This window comes from Pseudomonas sp. Irchel s3a10 (assembly GCF_900187525.1).
In the GTDB taxonomy this organism is placed as follows: domain Bacteria; phylum Pseudomonadota; class Gammaproteobacteria; order Pseudomonadales; family Pseudomonadaceae; genus Aquipseudomonas; species Aquipseudomonas koreensis_G.
The window spans coordinates 192,084-211,482 of sequence record NZ_FYDR01000003.1 but is presented as its reverse complement, the minus strand read 5'-3'; the positions used below and the strand labels follow the sequence as shown (position 1 = coordinate 211,482).

The window sequence follows — 19,399 nt, the reverse complement described above, 5'->3', positions numbered from 1 at the left end:
TAATGATTCACCACCGCGCTTGATTGATGCCCCCAATCCACACGCCTAACGTAGCTCCACGACAGCGAACCCGTGGAGTGAGCATGACAACAACAATTTCCCCCGACTCGCGCTGGACGCGGCGGCGTGACGAGAAGCAGCGGCGTCTCGACAAGGTGCGCGGGCTGGCCGACGGTGTGGTGTTGCCCAGCGACAAGATCGTCGCCGCGCTCGAAGCGTTGATCCATCCCGGCGACCGTGTGGTGCTGGAGGGCAACAACCAGAAGCAGGCGGATTTCCTTTCCCGTTCGCTGGCCAAGGCTGACCCGGCCAAGCTGCATGATCTGCACATGATCATGCCGAGCGTCGGTCGCTCCGAGCACCTCGATCTGTTCGAACGCGGCATCGCCCGCAAGCTCGATTTCTCCTTCGCCGGCACCCAGAGCCTGCGCATCAGCCAGTTGCTCGAAGACGGCCTGCTGGAAATCGGCGCGATCCACACCTACATCGAACTCTACGCGCGGCTGGTGGTGGACCTGATCCCCAACGTCGTGCTTTCGGCCGGGTTCATGGCTGACCGCGCCGGCAACATCTACACCGGCCCGAGCACCGAAGACACCCCGGCACTCATTGAGCCGGCGGCGTTCAGCGATGGCATCGTCATCGTCCAGGTCAACCAATTGGTCGACGATGTCAGCGAACTGCCTCGCGTGGATATCCCCGCCTCATGGGTCGATTTCGTGGTGGTGGCGGACAAGCCGTTCTACATCGAACCGCTGTTCACCCGCGACCCACGGCACATCAAACCGGTCCACGTGTTGATGGCGATGATGGCGATTCGCGGGATCTACGAAAAACACAACGTGCAGTCGCTCAACCACGGCATCGGTTTCAACACCGCCGCCATCGAGCTGATCCTGCCGACCTACGGCGAATCCCTCGGCCTCAAAGGCAAAATCTGCCGCAACTGGACGCTCAACCCGCACCCGACGCTGATCCCGGCGATCGAAAGCGGCTGGGTAGAAAGCGTGCACTGCTTCGGCACCGAACTGGGCATGGAAAACTACATCGCCGCGCGCCCGGACGTGTTCTTCACCGGCCGCGACGGCTCGCTGCGTTCCAACCGGATGTTCTGCCAACTGGCGGGGCAGTACGCGGTGGATCTGTTTATCGGCGCGACGTTGCAGGTCGATGGCGACGGCCATTCCTCGACCGTGACCCGTGGCCGCCTCGCCGGTTTCGGCGGTGCACCGAACATGGGCCACGACCCGCGCGGTCGGCGTCACGGCACCCCGGCCTGGCTCGACATGCGCCATGACGATTCGCAGCAACCGATGCTCGAACGCGGCAAGAAACTCGTGGTGCAAATGGTCGAGACCTTCCAGGAGGGCGGCAAACCGACCTTCGTCGAAACCCTCGACGCGGTCGAAGTGGCGAAGAAAAGCGGCATGCCGCTGGCGCCGATCATGATCTACGGCGACGACGTCACCCACCTGCTCACCGAAGAAGGCATCGCCTACCTGTACAAGGCGCGCTCGCTGGAAGAGCGTCAGGCGATGATCGCAGCGGTTGCGGGCGTCACCGCCATCGGTCTGCGTCACAACCCGAAAGACACCGAACGCATGCGCCGCGAAGGCCTGATCGCCTTGCCCGAAGACCTCGGCATCCGCCGCACCGACGCCACCCGCGAACTGCTGGCGGCGAAAAGCGTGGCTGATCTGGTCGAGTGGTCCGGCGGCCTGTACAACCCGCCCGCCAAGTTCAGGAGCTGGTAATGCACGCACTCAACCTGCAAGCGAAACCCCTGAGCCTCAGCGAACACCTGGCCGATCTGGCGGTGGATGCGCTGATCGACGAAGCCGATCTGTCGCCGAAACCGGCGCTGGTCGACCGACGTGGCAATGGCGCGCACACCGATCTGCACCTGGGCCTGATGCACGCCTCGGCGTTGTCGTTGTGGCCGGCGTTCAAGGAAATGGCTGAAGCCGCAGCTGAAATCGGCGCAGTCGATTCAACGTTGCGCGAAGCGATTGGCCGCATCGGTCGCGAAGGCGAGCAAGCGATGCTCGCGACCACCAACGGGGTGAATACCCATCGCGGGGCAATTTGGGCATTGGGATTACTGGTGACCGCCGCTGCGCTGGAACCGAAATCCTCAAGTGCCAACGCCGTCACCCTGCGCGCCGCACGTCTGGCCTTGCTGGATGACCGCTACGCACCAAAACCGCTGAGCCACGGCGCGCAAGTCGCCCTGCGTTACGGCGCACGCGGTGCCCGTGAGGAAGCGCAACTCGGCTTTCCGTCCGTGCTGCAACGCGGCCTGCCGCAACTCAAACGCAGCCGCGCCAGCGGCCACGGCGAACAGAACGCCCGGCTCGATGCGCTGCTGGCGATCATGACCGATCTGGCCGACACCTGCGTGCTCTACCGCGCCGGTGAACAAGGTCTGCAGGCCATGCAACAAGGCGCGCAAGCGGTGCTCGACGCCGGCGGCAGCGCCAGCCTCAGCGGGCGTCGGCGCCTGCACGAGCTGGATCAACAACTCATCGCATTGAATGCCTCGCCCGGTGGCGCCGCCGACTTGCTCGCCGCCACGCTGCTGCTTGATCGAATCGAGCGCGACGGCATCCTTCAGGGAGCGTTTTGATGGAAACCTTATCCTTTGAATTCCCCGCCGGGCAGCCGCCACGCGGAAGGGCGCTGGTCGGTTGTGTCGGCTCGGGCGATCTGGAAGTGCTGATCGAACCGGGGCTGGCCGGCAAGCTGACGATTAATGTGCAGACCTCGGTCAACGGCGCGCAACAGCGCTGGCAGCATCTGTTTGCGCGGATGTTCGACGGCACCACGCCACCGGCGATGGCCATCGATATCCACGATTTCGGCGCTACGCCGGGTGTGGTGCGTTTGCGTCTGGAACAAGGTTTCGAGGAGATCGGCCATGACTGACAGCGCAGCGCTGTTGCACAAGCACAGCTTCGTCGAACTCGGGGCGCGGCAACGGGCGAAAGCCTTGCTCGACGCCGGGACCTTCCGCGAATTGCTCGACCCGTTTCAACGGGTGATGTCGCCATGGCTGGAGCGTCAGGGCGTGGTGCCGCAAGCCGATGACGGCGTGGTGATCGCCAAGGGCAGCCTCGACGGTTTGCCGGTGGTCATTGCCGCCATCGAAGGCGCGTTTCAGGGCGGCAGCCTCGGCGAAGTCGGCGGGGCGAAGATTGCCGGCGCGCTGGAACTGGCCGCCGAAGACAACCGCAAAGGCATCCCGACCCGCGCCGTGTTGCTGCTGGAAACCGGCGGCGTGCGTTTGCAGGAAGCCAACCTCGGGCTGGCGGCGATTGCCGATATTCATGCAGCGATTGTCGACTTGCAGCAGTACCAACCGGTGGTCGGTGTGGTCGCGGGCAGCGTCGGTTGCTTCGGTGGTATGTCGATTGCCGCTGCGTTGTGCAGCTATTTGCTGGTGACCCAGGAAGCGCGCCTCGGCCTCAACGGCCCGCAAGTGATCGAGCAGGAAGCCGGGATCGAGGAATACGACTCCCGCGACCGGCCCTTCATCTGGAGCCTGACCGGTGGCGAGCAGCGTTTCGCCAGTGGTCTGGTGGATCGTTATGTCGCCGATGATGTGGCGCAGATTCGTAAGCAGGTCGGCGAATTACTGCAGCAAGGATTGCCGCCGCAACCGCGCAGTCAGCGTGCCGAGTGGTTCCTGCAACGTCTGGCCAGCCTGGACACCGATAAGCAAATCGAGCCGTCGGTGGTTCGCGATCTGTATCAAGGAGAGCGCTCATGAGTGATTATTCCGTGCGCGGTTTGAACTGGTTCAATGCCCTGAGCGCTGGCGCGAAAGCCGTAGAAGGTTTACCGCCGTCGTTGCAAGTGGCCGATGGCGAACTCGGAAGGTTTATCGCTGTGGTCGCTGACCCGGACAACCGTTTCCCACGCGCTCGCAACGGCGAAGTCGGATTGCTCGAAGGCTGGGGGCTGGCCAAGGCTGTGGATGACGTGATCACGGCTGATCGCGATATAGCGCAGAAGCGCCCGATCATCGCCATCGTCGACGTCCCGAGCCAGGCTTACGGTCGTCGCGAAGAAGCCCTCGGCATTCATCAGGCCCTGGCCGGTGCGGCGGACAGTTATGCCCGCGCCCGTCTGGCCGGGCATCCGGTGATTGCGCTGCTGGTGGGCAAGGCCATGTCCGGTGCGTTTCTCGCTCACGGTTATCAGGCCAACCGCTTGATTGCCCTGCGCGATCCCGGGGTGATGGTGCATGCGATGGGCAAGGCCTCGGCGGCGCGGGTGACCCTGCGCAGTATCGAGGAACTGGAAGCACTGGCTGCCAGCGTGCCGCCGATGGCCTACGACATCGACAGCTATGCCAGCCTCGGATTGCTCTGGGAAACCCTGTCGGTGCAACAGATCGAGCAGCCGACGGCTGAAGATCTGGCGCGGGTGACCGAGTGCCTGAAACAGGCCATCGACGATATCTCCAGCACTGACTTGAGCAAGCGTCTCGGCGCGAAAAATCGTGAGGCATCCAGTCGTGTGCGCGAACTGTTGAGGGCGCAATGGTGAACCTGCCACTGGCCCACGACCTGCTGTGGGGCATGACCTCGGCGCAGCTGCCGGCGGATGCGCCGCAGTGGGCGAACGAGTCGCTGGCTGCCGGGCAACCGGTGGTGGTGCGGCGGGCGGTGAGTGCAGAAGGTTGGGTCGCGGTGGGTATTCGCGGTGTGTTGCGTGAGCAGCGGCTGGCGGTGTTCATGAGCCTTGATGCGATAGTGCGTCGGGTCAGTCCGGAAGCGCTTTGTCATGTCGATTGCGAGCGCGATTTACCGGTGATGCAGGCACTCAAACAACTGCGGCCGATGCTCGATGATTGCGGTTGGGTCTGGGGTGTCAGCGGCAGTGTCGGGTTTGAATTGGCCAGTGGTTTTAGAGCGATGCACGCGGCCAGCGATCTCGATCTGATTCTGCGTACCCCGCAACTGATCACCCGTAATCAGGCACGCAAACTGGTCGAACTCTTTGATCAAGCTGTGTGCCGGGTCGACATGCAGTTGCAGACCCCGTTCGGTGCAGTGGCTTTGCGCGAATGGGCCAGCGGGTCTGCACGGGTGCTGCTGAAAAACGCCCATCAAGCCTGTCTGGTCGCTGACCCGTGGAACCCGCAGGAGCAGGCAGCGTGAGCAGCCTGTTGGTGTTCCCCGGCCAGGGCGCGCAGCAACCGGGCATGCTCCAGCGTTTGCCTCGGGCGACCTTGACCGAGGCCAGCGAGGTGCTCGGTGAAGATGTCGCGCGGCTCGATTCTGCCGACGCGTTGCGCAGCACCCGGGCGGTTCAGCTGTGCCTGTTGATCGCCGGGGTCGCTGCTTCGCGGCAGTTGCTGCAGGACGAATTGGAAGCGGATTACGTCGCCGGTCTGTCCATCGGTGCGTACCCGGCAGCGGTGGTCGCCGGGGCTTTGAGCTTCAGCGATGCGCTGCATCTGGTCAGCCTGCGTGGCGAGTTGATGCAGCAGGCTTATCCACAGGGCTATGGCATGACCGCGATCATCGGTCTGCAATTATCCACCGTCGAAACGCTGCTGGCGCAGGTGCACAGCGCGCAGTCGCCGGTGTATCTGGCCAACATCAATGCCGATAACCAGGTGGTGATTGCCGGCAGCGACAAGGCGATGCAAGCGGTGGCGGAACTGGCGCGCAGTCGTGGCGCCGGTCTGGCGAAACGCCTGGCGGTGAGCGTGCCGTCGCACTGTCCGCTGCTGGAGGCATCGGCGCAAACCCTCGCCGAAGCCTTTGCCAAGGTTGCACTGAAGACCCCGAAAATCGCCTACCTGAGCGGCAGTCGCGCGCGTCCACTGAACAAGCCTGAAGCCCTGCGTGACGACCTCGCTTTCAACATGTGTCGCGTGGTGGACTGGCGCGGCACCGTGCAAAGCGCTTACGAGCGCGGCGTACGTTTACAAATCGAACTGCCGCCCGGTGCGGTGCTGACCGGGCTGGCGCGCCGGGTGTTCGAATCGGGCACGGTCACTGCCTTCGACAGTGCGCGTCTGGACACCTTGCAGGCGCTGTTGCGAGAGGAGGGTGGCCGCCGACCATAAACCGCCGCGACTCAGGCTTCGAACAACAAAAACAACATTCGACGATGCACTTTGAGGACTACAACAATGATTATTTACGGTGTGGCGCTGTTGGCGATCTGTACGCTGGCAGGGGTGATCATGGGTGACATGCTCGGCGTGTTGCTGGGCGTCAAGTCCAACGTCGGCGGGGTCGGCATCGCCATGATCCTGTTGATCTGCGCGCGGTTGTGGATGCAGAAACGCGGCGGCATGACCAAGGATTGCGAAATGGGCGTCGGCTTCTGGGGCGCGATGTACATTCCGGTGGTGGTGGCGATGGCCGCGCAACAGAACGTCGTCACCGCCCTGCACGGCGGCCCGGTGGCGGTACTCGCGGCCATTGGTTCGGTGGTGATTTGTGGCTGCACGATTGCCTTGATCAGCCGTACCCACAAGGGCGAGCCCTTGCCCGATGAGCCGGCGGAAATCTCCCCGGTCGGCACCCCGGTAGGAGGTCGCTGATATGTGGGATCTCATTGAAAAAGGTCTGGAACACAACGGCCTGATCACCGCGTTCGCTTTCGTCGGTGTGATCATGTGGGTGTCGGTGGTGCTCTCCAAGCGCTTGACGTTCGGGCGCATTCACGGCTCGGCGATTGCCATCGTCATCGGTCTGGTGCTGGCCTGGGTCGGCGGCACCATGACGGGCGGCCAGAAAGGCCTGGCGGATCTGACGCTGTTCTCCGGCATCGGCCTGATGGGCGGGGCGATGCTGCGTGATTTTGCGATCGTCGCCACCGCGTTCGAAGTGCAGGCGACCGAGGCGAAGAAGGCCGGGATGATTGGTGTGATTGCGCTGCTGCTCGGAACCATCCTGCCGTTCATTGTTGGCGCGTGCATGGCCTGGGCCTTCGGGTATCGCGATGCGGTGAGCATGACCACCATCGGAGCGGGTGCGGTGACCTACATCGTCGGCCCAGTGACCGGTGCAGCGATTGGCGCGACTTCGGATGTGATGGCGCTGTCGATTGCCACAGGATTGATCAAGGCGATTCTGGTAATGGTCGGCACGCCGGTCGCGGCGCGCTGGATGGGCCTGGATAACCCGCGTTCGGCGATGGTGTTTGGTGGTCTGGCCGGGACGGTGAGTGGGGTGACGGCGGGGCTGGCGGCGACGGATCGGCGGTTGGTGCCTTATGGGGCGTTGACGGCGACGTTTCACACCGGGCTTGGCTGTTTGCTCGGGCCTTCGCTGTTGTTCTTCATTGTTCGCGGGATTGTTGGCTGATTCTCGGGTTCTGCGTTGCCCGTGCTGACGTCATCGCGAGCAGGCTCACTCCTACATTGGAATGCGTTCCCCTGTAGGAGTGAGCCTGCTCGCGATTGCGGCGGCACGGTTTCAAGCCTGGCGATTGGCATACATCCGACACTCCGCCAGCAACGCCAGCAGATTCGGATCACGTTCCTTGGCCTTCAGGAACACCACGCCAATGTGCTGCTGCAAGCGGTACTTCTCCTGCAATGGAATCAGCTTCACCCGGTTCTCGTATACCGCCGCAATCCGCCCCGGCAGCAACGCATAACCCACCCCCGAGCTGACCATGCTCAGCAGGGTGAAGATGTCGTTGACCTGCATCGCCACCTTCGGCTCGAACCCCGCCTGTTTGAACACCCGAATGCCGTCCTGATGGGTGGCGAAGCCCTGGGTCAGGGTGATGAAGGTTTCATCGCGCACTTCAGCCAGATCGACTTCCTGACGCTGGGCGAATCTTGAATCTGCCGGCGTGGCGAGGAAAATGTCGTCGGAAAACAGCGGGATCTGCTCGCAGTCCGGGTCGCTGACCGTGTCGTCCAGCGACACCAGAATCGCGTCGACTTCCATGTTCTTCAGCTTGTAGAGCAGGTCGATGTTCGAGCCGAGGATTAGGTCGATGTTGAGTTCGCTGCGGCGGATCTTCAGGCCCATGATCAGCTGCGGTACGGTTTTCACCGTCAGCGAATACAGCGAGCCGAGCTTGAAGCGTTCAGCGGAGAACCCGGCGGCTTCGCGAGTCAGGCGCACGCTTTCGACTACGTCGTTGATCAACTTCTGTGCGCGTTCTTCGAGCACGTAGGCGCTTTCCAGGGGCGTCAGGTTGCGTCCTTCGTGCTTGAACAGCGGGCAGCGCAGGGCGCTTTCCAGCGAATGGATCGCCCGGTGCACGCTGACGTTGCTGGTCTGCAATTCGGCGGCGGCGCGGGCGAGGTTGCCGGTGCGCATGAAGGCGAGGAACACCTCGAGTTTTTTCAGGGTCAATTCTTCGTCGATCAGCATGGCGCGGACTCTTTTTAGAATGCGTCGATTGTGCCTTGAAGATCAAAAGATCGCAGCCTTCGGCAGCTCCTACCTGTGGAATGCGATCTTCCTGTAGGAGCTGCCGAAGGCTGCGATCTTTTGATCCTGGCTTTGAACAGAAACATTGCGCTTTTACGCTCAAGGCCCGAGCCTTGCGCGCTGCGGTAACGAATAACGAGGTGAGCGACACATGTATCACGGGGAAAAACTCAACGCCTGGACGCATCTGGTCGGGGCAGTGGCAGCGTTTATCGGTGGCGTGTGGATGCTGGTGATTGCCAGCCTCGACGGCAGTCCGTGGAAGATTGTCAGCGTGGCGATCTACGCCTTTACCTTGCTGGTGCTCTACAGCGCCTCGACCGTGTACCACAGCGTGCGCGGGCGCAAGAAAGCGATCATGAAGAAGGTCGATCACTTTTCGATCTACCTGCTGATCGCTGGCAGCTACACGCCGTTCTGCCTGGTGACGTTACGCGGGCCTTGGGGCTGGACGCTGTTCGGGATTGTCTGGGGGCTGGCGTTGATCGGCATTTTGCAGGAGATCAAGCCACGCTCGGAGGCGCGGATCCTGTCAATCGTGATCTATGCGGTGATGGGCTGGATCGTGCTGGTGGCGGTCAAACCGTTGATTGCGGCGCTGGGCACCACCGGTTTCGCCTGGCTGGCCACGGGCGGGGTTTTGTACACCGTGGGGATCATCTTTTTTGCCCTTGATCACCGGTTGCGCCATGCGCACGGGATCTGGCATCTGTTCGTGATCGCCGGGAGTCTGCTGCACTTTGTGGCGATTCTGTTTTACGTCCTCTAGAGACACCACCATCCCCCTGTAGGAGTGAGCCTGCTCGCGATGGCGTCCGGTCAGTCAACAGTGTTTTTGACTGATAGACCGCTATCGCGAGCAGGCTCACTCCTACAGGGGAACGTATTCCAATTGTGGATTTAGAAGTCGCCCCAAAGCTGCTGAGCCACCGCCAGTGCAACCACCGGCGCAGTTTCAGTGCGCAACACCCGTGGCCCAAGCCGTGCAGCATGGAAGCCGTTGCCCTTGGCCTGCTCAACCTCGGCATCCGACAAACCGCCCTCCGGCCCGATCAGGAACGCCAGGGTCGCCGGTTTGGCATGGCTCACCAGCGGCTCGGCCACCGGGTGCAGTACCAGTTTCAACTCAGCCTGGGTTTGCTTCAGCCAGTCGGCCAACAACACCGGCGGATGAATCACCGGCACCCGCGAGCGCCCGCACTGCTCGCAGGCGCTGATCGCCACCTGACGCCAGTGCAGCAGGCGTTTGTCGGCGCGTTCGTCCTTCAGGCGCACTTCGCAGCGGTCGCTGAAGATCGGGGTGATTTCGCTCACGCCCAGCTCGGTGGCTTTCTGGATCGCCCAGTCCATGCGCTCGCCCCGGGACAGGCCCTGTCCGAGGTGGATGCGCAGCGGCGATTCGATCTGCCCGGCTAACTGTTCGTCGATCTGCACGACGACGCGTTTCTTGCCGACTTCCACCAGCGAGCCGCGAAACTCATGGCCGGAGCCGTCGAACAACTGCACCGCATCGCCCTCGGCCATGCGCAGCACGCGGCTGATGTAATGCGCCTGGGCTTCCGGCAGTTCGTGTTCGCCGGTGCTCAGGGGGGCGTCGATAAAGAAGCGGGACAGTCTCATTTCGGGTCTCTGGAAAGATGTGAATCAGTTGGATCGGTGTCGACTTCATTCGCGAGCAAGCTCGCTCCCACATTTAGAATGCATTTCCCTGTGGGAGCGAGCTTGCTCGCGAAAGCGGCAGTTCAGGCGCCACAAATTTTGAATCAGCCCGGATCACGGAACCCCGGGTGGAAATCCTTCGGCACCGCCACGCTGACGCTGTCCCGTGTGGCGATGTCGATACCTTCGCTGGCGACTTCGGCGAGGAAGTCGATCTGCTCCGGGGTAATCACGTACGGCGGCAGGAAATACACCACGCTGCCCAGCGGACGCAGTAACGCGCCACGCTCCAGCGCATGCTGGAACACCTTCAGACCACGGCGTTCCTGCCAAGGGTAGGCCTCTTTGGTGGCTTTATCCTTGACCATTTCGATCGCCAGCACCATGCCGGTCTGGCGCACTTCGCTGACATTCGGGTGATCGACCAGATGCGCAGTGGCCGACGCCATGCGTTGGGCGAGCGCCTGGTTGTTCTCGATGACGTTGTCCTGCTCGAAGATATCCAGCGTCGCCAACGCGGCCGCACAGGCCAGCGGGTTGCCGGTGTAGCTGTGCGAGTGGAGGAAGGCGCGCAGGGTTGGATAGTCGTCGTAGAACGCGCTGTAGACCTCGTCGGTGGTCAGGCACGCTGCCAGCGGCAGATAGCCGCCGGTCAGGGCCTTGGACAGGCAGAGGAAGTCCGGGCGGATGCCGGCCTGCTCACAGGCAAACATGGTGCCGGTGCGGCCGAAACCGACGGCGATTTCGTCGTGGATCAGGTGCACGCCGTAGCGGTCGCAGGCTTCGCGCAGCAGCTTGAGGTACACCGGGTGATACATGCGCATGCCGCCGGCGCCCTGAATCAACGGCTCGACGATCACCGCTGCAACGCTGTCATGATGCTCAGCCAACGTCTGTTCCATGGCCGCGAACATGTTGCGCGAGTGTTCTTCCCAACTCATGCCTTGCGGGCGCAGGTAGCAATCCGGGCTGGGCACCTTGATGGTGTCCATCAGCAGCGCTTTGTAGGTCTCGGTGAACAGCGGCACGTCGCCGACCGCCATCGCTGCCATGGTTTCGCCGTGGTAGCTGTTGGTCAGGGTGACGAAGCGCTTTTTGTTTGCCTGGCCGCGGTTGAGCCAGTAGTGAAAGCTCATTTTCAGCGCGACTTCGATGCAGGACGAACCGTTATCGGCGTAGAACACCCGGTTCAGGCCTTCCGGGGTCATCTTCACCAGACGTTCGGACAACTCGATCACCGGTTGATGGCTGAAGCCGGCGAGAATCACGTGTTCCAGTTGATCCACCTGATCCTTGATGCGCTGGTTGATGCGCGGGTTGGCGTGGCCGAACACGTTGACCCACCAGGAGCTGACCGCATCGAGGTAGCGCTTGCCTTCGAAGTCTTCAAGCCAGACGCCTTCACCGCGCTTGATCGGGATCAGCGGCAGCTGTTCGTGGTCTTTCATCTGGGTGCAGGGATGCCACAGCACCGCGAGATCGCGTTGCATCCACTGGTTATTCAGGCCCATTTACAGTCTCCTCGAGGCGGCTCGCGTCAGGCGCGGGCAAACAATCGCGCAAGCCTATGCAATGCATCGCGTCGGGACAACCCATTGCGTCGATTGAGCTACTTTGTATGGGCCGATAGACGTCGCTGGCGGCGTTTTGATGGCTGACGTATTCTTCGCGGTTCTTTGGGTCGTCTGACCCGCAAAACTGCTTTTTTCCTACGTGTATTTCCGGAGTTCGCTGAATGTCTGTCGGTTGGCTGCGCGCCTGTGCGCTGGTGATGTTGGGGCTGTTCAGCGTTACGGCGCTGGCCAAGGATAAAACCGCAATCGTGATCGGCGGCGGCCTGTCGGGCCTGACCGCGGCTTACGAGCTGCAGAACAAGGGCTGGCAGGTCACCCTGCTGGAAGCCAAGCCGAGCCTCGGCGGTCGCTCGGGCATGGCCACCAGCGAATGGATCGGCAACGACAAGACCCAGCCGGTGCTGAACAAGTACGTCTCGACCTTCAAGCTGGGCACCACGCCAGCCCCTGAATTCGTGCGTACTCCGGGTTATCTGATCGACGGCGAGTACTTCTCCGCAGCCGATCTGGCGACCAAGCAGCCAGCTACCGCCGACGCCTTGAAGCGCTACCAGAAAACCCTCGACGATCTGGCGCGCTCGATCGACGACCCGCAGAACCCGGCCGCGACCAACACCCTGCATGCGCTGGACCAGATCAACGTCTCGAGCTGGCTCGACAAGCAGAACCTGCCGGCCACCGCGCGGCAGTTGATCAATCAGGACATCCGCACCCACTACGACGAGCCTTCGCGTCTGTCGCTGCTGTATTTCGCCCAGCAGAACCGCGTGTATCGCGGCGTCTCCGACCGTGACCTGCGCGCCTCGCGTCTGGTCGGCGGCAGCCAGGTACTGGCCCAGGCCTTCGTCAAACAGATCAAGACCATCAAGACCAACTCGCCGGTTTCCGCGATCACTCAGGACAAGGACGGCGTGACCGTCAAGGTCGGCAGTGTTGGCTACCAAGCTGACTACGTGGTGCTGGCCGTGCCGCTGCGTGCGCTGAACAAAATTGCGCTGACCCCGGCGCTGGACGCTCAGCACCTGGCCGCGATCAAGGGCACCAACTACGGCTGGCGCGACCAGATCATGCTCAAGTTCAAGACGCCGGTGTGGGAAAGCAAGGCGCGCATGTCCGGCGAGATCTACAGCAACACCGGCCTCGGCATGCTCTGGATCGAGCCGGCGCTGAAGGGCGGCGCCAACGTGGTGATCAACCTGTCCGGCGACAATGCCCGCGTGATGCAAGCGTTCGGCGACAAGCAGATGGTCGATCAGGTGCTGATCCGTCTGCACGCGTTTTACCCACAGGCTCGTGGCTCGTTCACCGGTTATGAAATCCGTCGCTACAGCACCGACCCGTCGATGGGCGGCGCCTACCTGGCTTACGGCCCGGGCCAGATCAGCAAGTTCTGGCGCATGTGGGAGCGCCCACTGCAACGCGTAGCGTTTGCCGGCGAACACACCGACACCCTGTACCCGGGCACTCTGGAAGGCGCGCTGCGCACCGGTCAGCGTGCGGCCAGTCAGGTTGAAGACCTGGCAGCCGGCAAATCGTTTGAACCGGTCAAAGTGGTTCCGGCCGCAGCAGCGGCAGGCGCGGCGGGTGCCGTGGCGGCGAAGAAGGGCAACTTCTTCAGCAACCTGTTTGGCGGTTCGGATGACGAGAAGAAGCCAGAACCTGTGAAGGCGCCTGAGCCAGCTCCAGCTCCAGCGCCAGCGCCAGCACCAGCACCGGCTCCAGCCCCTGCGCCAGCTCCGGTGGAAGCGCCGAAACCCGCCGCTCCGGTGAAAACCGAGCCGGCGAAGAAAGCGCCAGCCAAGCCTGCGGCGAAGAAGCCTGCAGCCAAAACCGAGGCGAAAAAGGCCCCGGCCAAGCCAGCGGCGAAAAAGGCTGAACCGGCGAAGAAGCCAGCGGCCAAGCCTGCGGCGGCTCCGGCGGCAGCGACTGACACCAAGGCGCAGTAAACCTAGCGGTGAATGAAAAGCGCGGCTCTCATGCCGCGCTTTTTTTTGGCCTGTAAGACCGCTATCGCGAGCAGGCTCACTCCTACAGGGGATCGCATTTCTCCAGTGGGAATACGGTCACTGTAGGAGTGAGCCTGCTCGCGATAGGGGCGGCTCAGACAACGCAATTCCATTGTCCGGCAACAACACCCCGCGACACTTTCGCCTTTAATCTTTCCTTAACAAGCCACTTACAGACTCTTGATCGTATTTCTCGATATTTCAAAGCAAAATTTTCCGCTTTAATTCGATAGATAACTCGCTAGTCTTGGTTCGCAGTTCTCACAGGATTTGGGCAATGCAGCTACGTAACTCTGCTTCACGCTATGGTTGGGTCAGCATCTTCATGCACTGGGGCGTGGCGCTGGCGGTCTTCGGGCTGTTCGCGCTGGGTCTGTGGATGGTGGGGCTGGATTACTACAGCAGCTGGCGCAAAGACGCGCCGGATCTGCACAAGAGCATCGGTCTGGTGTTGTTGGGTGTGATGGTGTTGCGGGTGCTCTGGCGCTTTATCAGCCCACCGCCACCGACGCTGCAAAGCTACAGCCGCATGACCCGCATCGGCGCCAAATTCGGCCACGGGTTTCTGTACGTCGGGCTGTTCGCTGTGATGCTTGCCGGTTACCTGATTTCCACCGCAGACGGTGTCGGGATCCCGGTGTTTGGCCTGTTTGAAGTTCCTGCACTGGTTTCCGGGCTACCGGATCAGGCAGACACCGCTGGGGTGATTCATCTCTGGCTGGCATGGGCGCTGGTAATTTTTTCCGGTCTCCATGCGTTGGCAGCATTGAAGCACCACTTTATCGATCGTGATGCGACCCTCACTCGAATGCTCGGTCGCAAAGCCTGAAGTTCAACCTCGACTCAAAGGAAAAGAAAGCATGTTGAAAAAGACTCTGGCCGCTCTGGCAATCGGTTCTGCACTGCTCTCGGCTGGTCAGGCCATGGCTGCGGATTACAAAATCGACAAGGAAGGCCAACACGCCTTCGTTGACTGGAAAATCAGCCACCTGGGTTACAGCTTCATCCACGGTACTTTCAAAGATTTCGACGGTACGTTCTCGTGGGATTCGGCCAAGCCTGAAGCCAGCAAGATCTCGGTTGATGTGAAAACCGCCAGCCTGTGGTCGAACCACGCTGAACGTGACAAGCACATCGCCAGCAAAGACTTCCTCGACGTGGGCAAGTTTGCTGATGCCAAGTTCGTCTCCACCGCCGTCAAATCGACCGGTGAAAAGACCGCTGACGTGACTGGCGACCTGACCCTGCACGGTGTGACCAAGCCAGTGACCTTCAAGGCTACGTTCAACGGCGAAGGCAAGGATCCGTGGGGCGGCGAGCGTGCTGGCTTCAACGCCAAAACCACCCTTAATCTGAACGATTTCGGGATCAAGGGCCCAGGTCCGACCTCGCAGACTGCGGATCTGGACATCTCGCTGGAAGGTGTGAAAGTCAAATAACTTTCGTCCGCCACATAAAAACGCCCCCGGTCGAAAGGCCGGGGCGTTTTTTATTGTCTGACACACTGCAGAGCCATTGTGGGAGCGGGCTTGCTCGCGAATGCGGCGGGTCAGTCGATACTTCCGTTACAGACATACCGAATTCGCGAGCAAGCCCGCTCCCACAGTTGATGTGGTGATTCAGGGATATTGGCTTGCTCATAAAAAATGCCCCGGCTCTTTCGAACCGGGGCATTTTTCATGGCAGCGATAACTCAGCGATTGCGGGTCAGCAGTGCTGGTTTTTCGCCGCGCGGACGGGTCGGCAGTTGATCGAGCTGCTCAGGTGTCGGGAAGCGGTCAGCCTTGGACTCCTTGTGCATGATCTTCGGCCCGGTGCTGCGCGGGTTCTGCACGGCCGGTTCGGCGCGTTGCTGATCGTCGCGAGCCGGACGGCGGTTGCGCGAGGACTCGTCACGACGGCCCTGGCCATCACGCGGAGCACCGTTGCGCGGGCCGTTGCGTTTGCCCGGCGGAGTGCCGGTGCTCGAACCGTTGCTGTTGCGCGGGCCGTTCTGGCGACCTTGCGACTGACCGCCGCGTGGAGCGCCTGCGCCTGCACCTTGTGCCGGAGCACCCGGACGACGGCCGCGGCCACCGGCAGGGGCAGCTTTCGGCACGTAGTCAACGCGGTTACCGAAGTTATCGATATCGTCGTCGAGGAACTCGTCCGGTGCACGATCAGCCGCAGCGCGTGGTGGCTGGCTCGGACGCTGTTCGCGGGCCGGGGTGCCTTCACGTGGCTTCTGCTGACGGGCAGGGCGCTCGCCGCGTTCGCCGGCGGGTTTTTCCTTGCCCTTGTCTTTGCCTTTGTCCTTGCGACCGCCGCCACCACCGCCGCCATTCGGACCGTCGCCACGCGGGCCACGGGAGTTGCGCGGGTTGCGCATGTCCGGACGCTCACGGGCTTCCGGCTTCTCGGCTTCAATAGTGCTCGAATCGAAGCCCATCAGGTCGCCGTCGGCGATTTTCTGCTTGGTCATGCGTTCGATGCTTTTCAGCAGTTTTTCTTCGTCCGGGGCCACCAGCGAGATCGCTTCGCCCGAACGCCCGGCGCGGCCAGTACGGCCGATACGGTGCACGTAGTCTTCATCGACGTTTGGCAGCTCGAAGTTGACCACGTGTGGCAACTGGTCGATGTCCAGACCGCGAGCAGCGATGTCGGTCGCTACCAGAATGCGCACTTCACCGGCCTTGAAGTCGGCCAGGGCTTTGGTGCGGGCGTTCTGGCTCTTGTTGCCGTGGATCGCCACAGCCGGCAGGCCGTGTTTGTCCAGGTACTCGGCCAGACGGTTGGCGCCGTGCTTGGTGCGGGTGAACACCAGTACCTGTTCCCAGGCGCCGGCGGTGATCAGGTGCGCCAGCAGGGCACGCTTGTGGCTGGCCGGGAGACGGAACACGCGTTGTTCGATGCGCTCGACCGTGGTGTTCGGCGGCGTGACTTCGATGCGTTCGGGGTTATGCAGCAGCTTGCCGGCAAGATCGGTGATGTCTTTGGAGAAGGTCGCCGAGAACAGCAGGTTCTGACGCTTGGCCGGCAGACGTGCGAGGACTTTCTTTACGTCGTGCACGAAGCCCATGTCGAGCATGCGGTCGGCTTCGTCGAGCACGAGGATTTCGACGTGGGACAGGTCAACGCTGCCCTGGCCGGCGAGGTCGAGCAGTCGACCCGGGCACGCAACGAGCACGTCAACGCCACGGGACATGGCCTGGACCTGCGGATTCATGCCGACGCCGCCGAAGATGCAGGCGCTGACGAATTTCAGGTCACGGGCGTAGATCTTGAAGCTCTCGTGTACCTGGGCCGCGAGTTCGCGGGTCGGGGTCAGGACCAGTACGCGCGGTTGGCGCGGGCCATGACGCTGGGATTTGTCCGGGTGACCGTTGGGGAACAACCGCTCCAGGATCGGAAGGGCGAAACCGCCGGTTTTACCGGTACCTGTCTGTGCCGCAACCATCAGGTCGCGACCTTGCAACACGGCGGGAATGGCCCGCTGTTGCACCGGAGTAGGCTCGGTATAGCCCGCATCTTCGATGGCACGGACTAAAGCCTCGGAGAGACCGAGGGAAGCAAAGGACATGAGTAATCCTGTTTTAGTTAGGGCTTGGCCCAATGGGAGTCTTGCCTGGCGCGAATCGCGTTTAAGAGGACGCGATCCCGTCCGGTCCTGCTGCGGTTCCGAAGGCACGTCAGGAGCGCTCGCGCGGGCTGAAAGCTGCGCTGTAGCGGGTCGAGAGGCCTGTTACGGTTCCGGGCGTCCGGGCGTGAGCCTGGCGGGAACGCCGGAGTATAACAGAGCAATCACTGCGCGCTGCTTTCCTGCTGCTCAACGGTTTTGCGGCTGGCCGAAGCATTGCCCAGTGGCACTGCATCGACCGGGGCTGCGCCGTAGCGTGCGCTGAGCTCGGCGTAGGCCGGTTCACGCTTGAAACGCTTGAGCTCGGCGCCAAAACGCGCCACCAGCAGATCCATGCCGGCATTGCGTCGAACCGCCAGATATTGGCTCTGACGGCTGATGACCGTGGGGTTTTCGGTGATTTGATCGCGAATATTCAGCTGATCGAGCAAGTGCTGGCCCACCCGGCGATCGGTGATCAGCAAGTCGATGCGTCCGCGCAGCAGTTTGCCGAAGTTGGCCTCGTGGGTCGGTGCCGGCTCGCGGGTGAACAGTGTCGATTCGCTGAAGTCCGGGCTGTACAGATAGCCCGGCGAAGTGCCGATGGTCAGGCCTTTGAGGTCTTCGAGCTGGCGGAACGGATGGGGACGGTCATTGGCATAGAACATCACGAACTCGACGTCCGACAGCGGTTCAATGGGGTAGAGCAGAGTGGCATCACGCTCGTCGCTGTGAAAAATGTCCAGCGCGCCATCAGCCTGGCCGGTTTCGAGCATCGACAGACAACGTTTCCACGGCAGGAACTGCCACTCGACTTCGATTCCCAGACGCTTGAACACGATGGCGGTGGTTTCGTAGTCCAGCCCGAGGTTCTTGCCATCCTCTTCGTACACGTAAGGTGCCCACGGCTCGGTGACAATACGCAGCTTCTCGCCCCGAGCGGCAAAGCTCAGGCAAGCAAAAACCAGCACGGTGAGTAACTGCGCGAAAAAAGGCATGGCTTGAGATTACGACGAGAAACGCGAAAGAGCCAGAAAGTGCCTGCACAAGCTCTAATTCGGGGATTCAAAAGCAAAAAATCGCAGCAACGACACCCCTGTAGGAGCTGCCGAAGGCTGCGATCTTTTGATCTTTCTTTTAGTGCTTAGCGCGGCAACTTCAAGTTATTCCAGATCGCCAGACTAGGTTCAGCCTGGTTCATGGAATAGAAGTGCAGCCCTGGTGCGCCACCTTGCAGCAGGCGTTCGCACATTTCGCTGACAACTTGCTCGCCGAAGCGCTGAATGCTCTGGCTGTCATCGCCGTAGGCTTCCAGTTGCTTGCGGATCCAGCGCGGGATTTCCGCACCGCAGGCATCGGAGAAACGCGCCAGCTTGCTGTAGTTGGTGATCGGCATGATCCCCGGCACCACCGGAATATCCACGCCCAGCGCCTGCAAACGGTCGACGAAGTAGAAGTAGCTGTCGGCGTTGAAGAAGTACTGGGTGATCGCGCTGTCGGCACCGGCACGGGCCTTGCGCACGAAGTTGGCGAGATCGTCTTCGTAATTGCGCGCTTGCGGATGCATCTCCGGGTAAGCGGCAACTTCGATGTGGAAATGATCACCGGTTTCTTCACGAATGAACTCAACCAGTTCGTTGGCGTGACGCAGCTCGCCGCTGGTCATGCCCATGCCGGACGGCAGGTCACCGCGCAGGGCAACGATGCGCTTGATGCCGGCCGCCTTGTACTCGTTCAGCAGGCCGCGCAGGTCGTCCTTGCTGTCGCCGACGCACGACAGGTGCGGTGCGGCCGGTACTTTGACTTCGCTTTCCAGTTGCAGAACGGTGTTGAGGGTGCGATCACGGGTCGAACCACCAGCGCCATAGGTGCAGGAGAAGAAGTCGGGGTTGTACGTTGCCAACTGACGGGCAACGTTGAGCAGCTTTTCATGCCCAGCATCGGTCTTGGTCGGGAAGAACTCGAAGCTGTAGCGACGGTCTTGGGACATGGGAAATACCCTTGGAAACACGAAGCCTGTGAGGCTTGCACGACCCATGTGGGAGCGGGCTTGCTCGCGAAAGCGGCGGGTCAGGCAACATCAATGCTGAATGACATACCGCTTTCGCGAGCAAGCCCGCTCCCACAGGGAGAGCAGGCCGCCGCGTC

The 19,399-nt window shown here is 61.8% G+C and carries 19 protein-coding genes; 13 read left to right on the top strand and 6 right to left on the bottom strand.

Annotated elements, in window-relative coordinates:
* Positions 1-83 precede the first annotated feature (83 nt).
* From mdcA to madM, 9 genes are all read left to right on the top strand, one after another.
* Positions 84-1,754, top strand: a complete 1,671-nt coding sequence (gene mdcA / locus CKW11_RS10900) for a malonate decarboxylase subunit alpha (RefSeq protein ID WP_095137524.1) — start codon at positions 84-86, stop codon at positions 1,752-1,754.
* Positions 1,754-2,626, top strand: a complete 873-nt coding sequence (locus CKW11_RS10895) for a triphosphoribosyl-dephospho-CoA synthase (RefSeq protein ID WP_095137523.1) — start codon at positions 1,754-1,756, stop codon at positions 2,624-2,626. The genes mdcA and CKW11_RS10895 overlap by 1 nt, the downstream gene beginning before the upstream one ends.
* A complete protein-coding gene (locus tag CKW11_RS10890; RefSeq protein ID WP_003229075.1) occupies positions 2,626-2,925 on the top strand; it encodes a malonate decarboxylase subunit delta in 300 nt (99 codons plus the stop codon). Before CKW11_RS10895 ends, CKW11_RS10890 begins: the two co-directional genes overlap by 1 nt.
* Positions 2,918-3,769: a biotin-independent malonate decarboxylase subunit beta gene (locus tag CKW11_RS10885; RefSeq protein WP_095137522.1), complete on the top strand. Its 852-nt coding sequence runs from the start codon at positions 2,918-2,920 to the stop codon at positions 3,767-3,769. The genes CKW11_RS10890 and CKW11_RS10885 overlap by 8 nt, the downstream gene beginning before the upstream one ends.
* Positions 3,766-4,551, top strand: a complete 786-nt coding sequence (gene mdcE / locus CKW11_RS10880; protein WP_095137521.1) for a biotin-independent malonate decarboxylase subunit gamma — start codon at positions 3,766-3,768, stop codon at positions 4,549-4,551. The genes CKW11_RS10885 and mdcE overlap by 4 nt, the downstream gene beginning before the upstream one ends.
* Positions 4,545-5,165, top strand: coding sequence for a malonate decarboxylase holo-ACP synthase (locus tag CKW11_RS10875; RefSeq protein ID WP_095137520.1), 621 nt, complete (start codon positions 4,545-4,547; stop codon positions 5,163-5,165). Before mdcE ends, CKW11_RS10875 begins: the two co-directional genes overlap by 7 nt.
* Positions 5,162-6,082: a malonate decarboxylase subunit epsilon gene (gene mdcH, locus CKW11_RS10870; RefSeq protein WP_095137519.1), complete on the top strand. Its 921-nt coding sequence runs from the start codon at positions 5,162-5,164 to the stop codon at positions 6,080-6,082. Before CKW11_RS10875 ends, mdcH begins: the two co-directional genes overlap by 4 nt.
* 66 nt (positions 6,083-6,148) lie before the next feature.
* Entirely contained in the window at positions 6,149-6,565 is a 417-nt protein-coding gene (gene madL / locus CKW11_RS10865) for a malonate transporter subunit MadL (RefSeq protein ID WP_095137518.1), read from the top strand.
* A gap of 1 nt (position 6,566) precedes the next feature.
* The gene (gene madM / locus CKW11_RS10860) at positions 6,567-7,331 is read left to right on the top strand and encodes a malonate transporter subunit MadM (RefSeq protein WP_095137517.1); all 765 of its coding nucleotides are present in this window, start codon (positions 6,567-6,569) and stop codon (positions 7,329-7,331) included.
* 111 nt (positions 7,332-7,442) lie between these two features.
* Here the strand turns inward: madM and CKW11_RS10855 are convergent, their stop codons facing one another.
* Entirely contained in the window at positions 7,443-8,357 is a 915-nt protein-coding gene (locus CKW11_RS10855; protein ID WP_095137516.1) for a LysR substrate-binding domain-containing protein, read from the bottom strand.
* A gap of 211 nt (positions 8,358-8,568) precedes the next feature.
* Here CKW11_RS10855 and CKW11_RS10850 point away from each other — a divergent pair, with 211 nt between their 5' ends.
* Positions 8,569-9,186, top strand: coding sequence for a hemolysin III family protein (locus CKW11_RS10850; RefSeq protein ID WP_095137515.1), 618 nt, complete (start codon positions 8,569-8,571; stop codon positions 9,184-9,186).
* A gap of 131 nt (positions 9,187-9,317) precedes the next feature.
* On the opposite strand, the gene CKW11_RS10845 is transcribed toward CKW11_RS10850, so the two are convergent.
* Both CKW11_RS10845 and CKW11_RS10840 read right to left on the bottom strand, forming a co-directional pair.
* Positions 9,318-10,037: a 16S rRNA (uracil(1498)-N(3))-methyltransferase gene (locus CKW11_RS10845; protein WP_095137514.1), complete on the bottom strand. Its 720-nt coding sequence runs from the start codon at positions 10,035-10,037 to the stop codon at positions 9,318-9,320.
* A gap of 143 nt (positions 10,038-10,180) precedes the next feature.
* A complete protein-coding gene (locus CKW11_RS10840) occupies positions 10,181-11,587 on the bottom strand; it encodes an adenosylmethionine--8-amino-7-oxononanoate transaminase (RefSeq protein ID WP_095137513.1) in 1,407 nt (468 codons plus the stop codon).
* 224 nt (positions 11,588-11,811) lie between these two features.
* Here CKW11_RS10840 and CKW11_RS10835 point away from each other — a divergent pair, with 224 nt between their 5' ends.
* The 3 genes from CKW11_RS10835 to CKW11_RS10825 all read left to right on the top strand — a co-directional run bounded on the left by CKW11_RS10835 (position 11,812) and on the right by CKW11_RS10825 (position 15,095).
* On the top strand, positions 11,812-13,596 hold the full coding sequence (locus CKW11_RS10835; RefSeq protein ID WP_095137512.1) for a flavin monoamine oxidase family protein: 1,785 nt from the start codon (positions 11,812-11,814) through the stop codon (positions 13,594-13,596).
* 337 nt (positions 13,597-13,933) lie between these two features.
* Complete coding sequence (locus tag CKW11_RS10830; RefSeq protein ID WP_047596555.1) at positions 13,934-14,485, top strand: cytochrome b; 552 nt, start codon at positions 13,934-13,936, stop codon at positions 14,483-14,485.
* Between the two features lie 31 nt (positions 14,486-14,516).
* Positions 14,517-15,095, top strand: a complete 579-nt coding sequence (locus CKW11_RS10825; RefSeq protein ID WP_038358767.1) for a YceI family protein — start codon at positions 14,517-14,519, stop codon at positions 15,093-15,095.
* Between the two features lie 254 nt (positions 15,096-15,349).
* On the opposite strand, the gene CKW11_RS10820 is transcribed toward CKW11_RS10825, so the two are convergent.
* The 3 genes from CKW11_RS10820 to metF form a co-directional block, all read right to left on the bottom strand.
* Complete coding sequence (locus CKW11_RS10820; protein ID WP_095137511.1) at positions 15,350-17,215, bottom strand: DEAD/DEAH box helicase; 1,866 nt, start codon at positions 17,213-17,215, stop codon at positions 15,350-15,352.
* 221 nt (positions 17,216-17,436) lie between these two features.
* A complete protein-coding gene (locus CKW11_RS10815) occupies positions 17,437-18,249 on the bottom strand; it encodes an ABC transporter substrate-binding protein (RefSeq protein ID WP_095137510.1) in 813 nt (270 codons plus the stop codon).
* 146 nt (positions 18,250-18,395) lie between these two features.
* Positions 18,396-19,241 carry a methylenetetrahydrofolate reductase [NAD(P)H] gene (metF, locus tag CKW11_RS10810; RefSeq protein ID WP_003229047.1) on the bottom strand — a complete coding sequence of 282 codons (846 nt, stop codon included), beginning with the start codon at positions 19,239-19,241 and terminating at the stop codon, positions 18,396-18,398.
* Positions 19,242-19,399 lie beyond the last annotated feature (158 nt).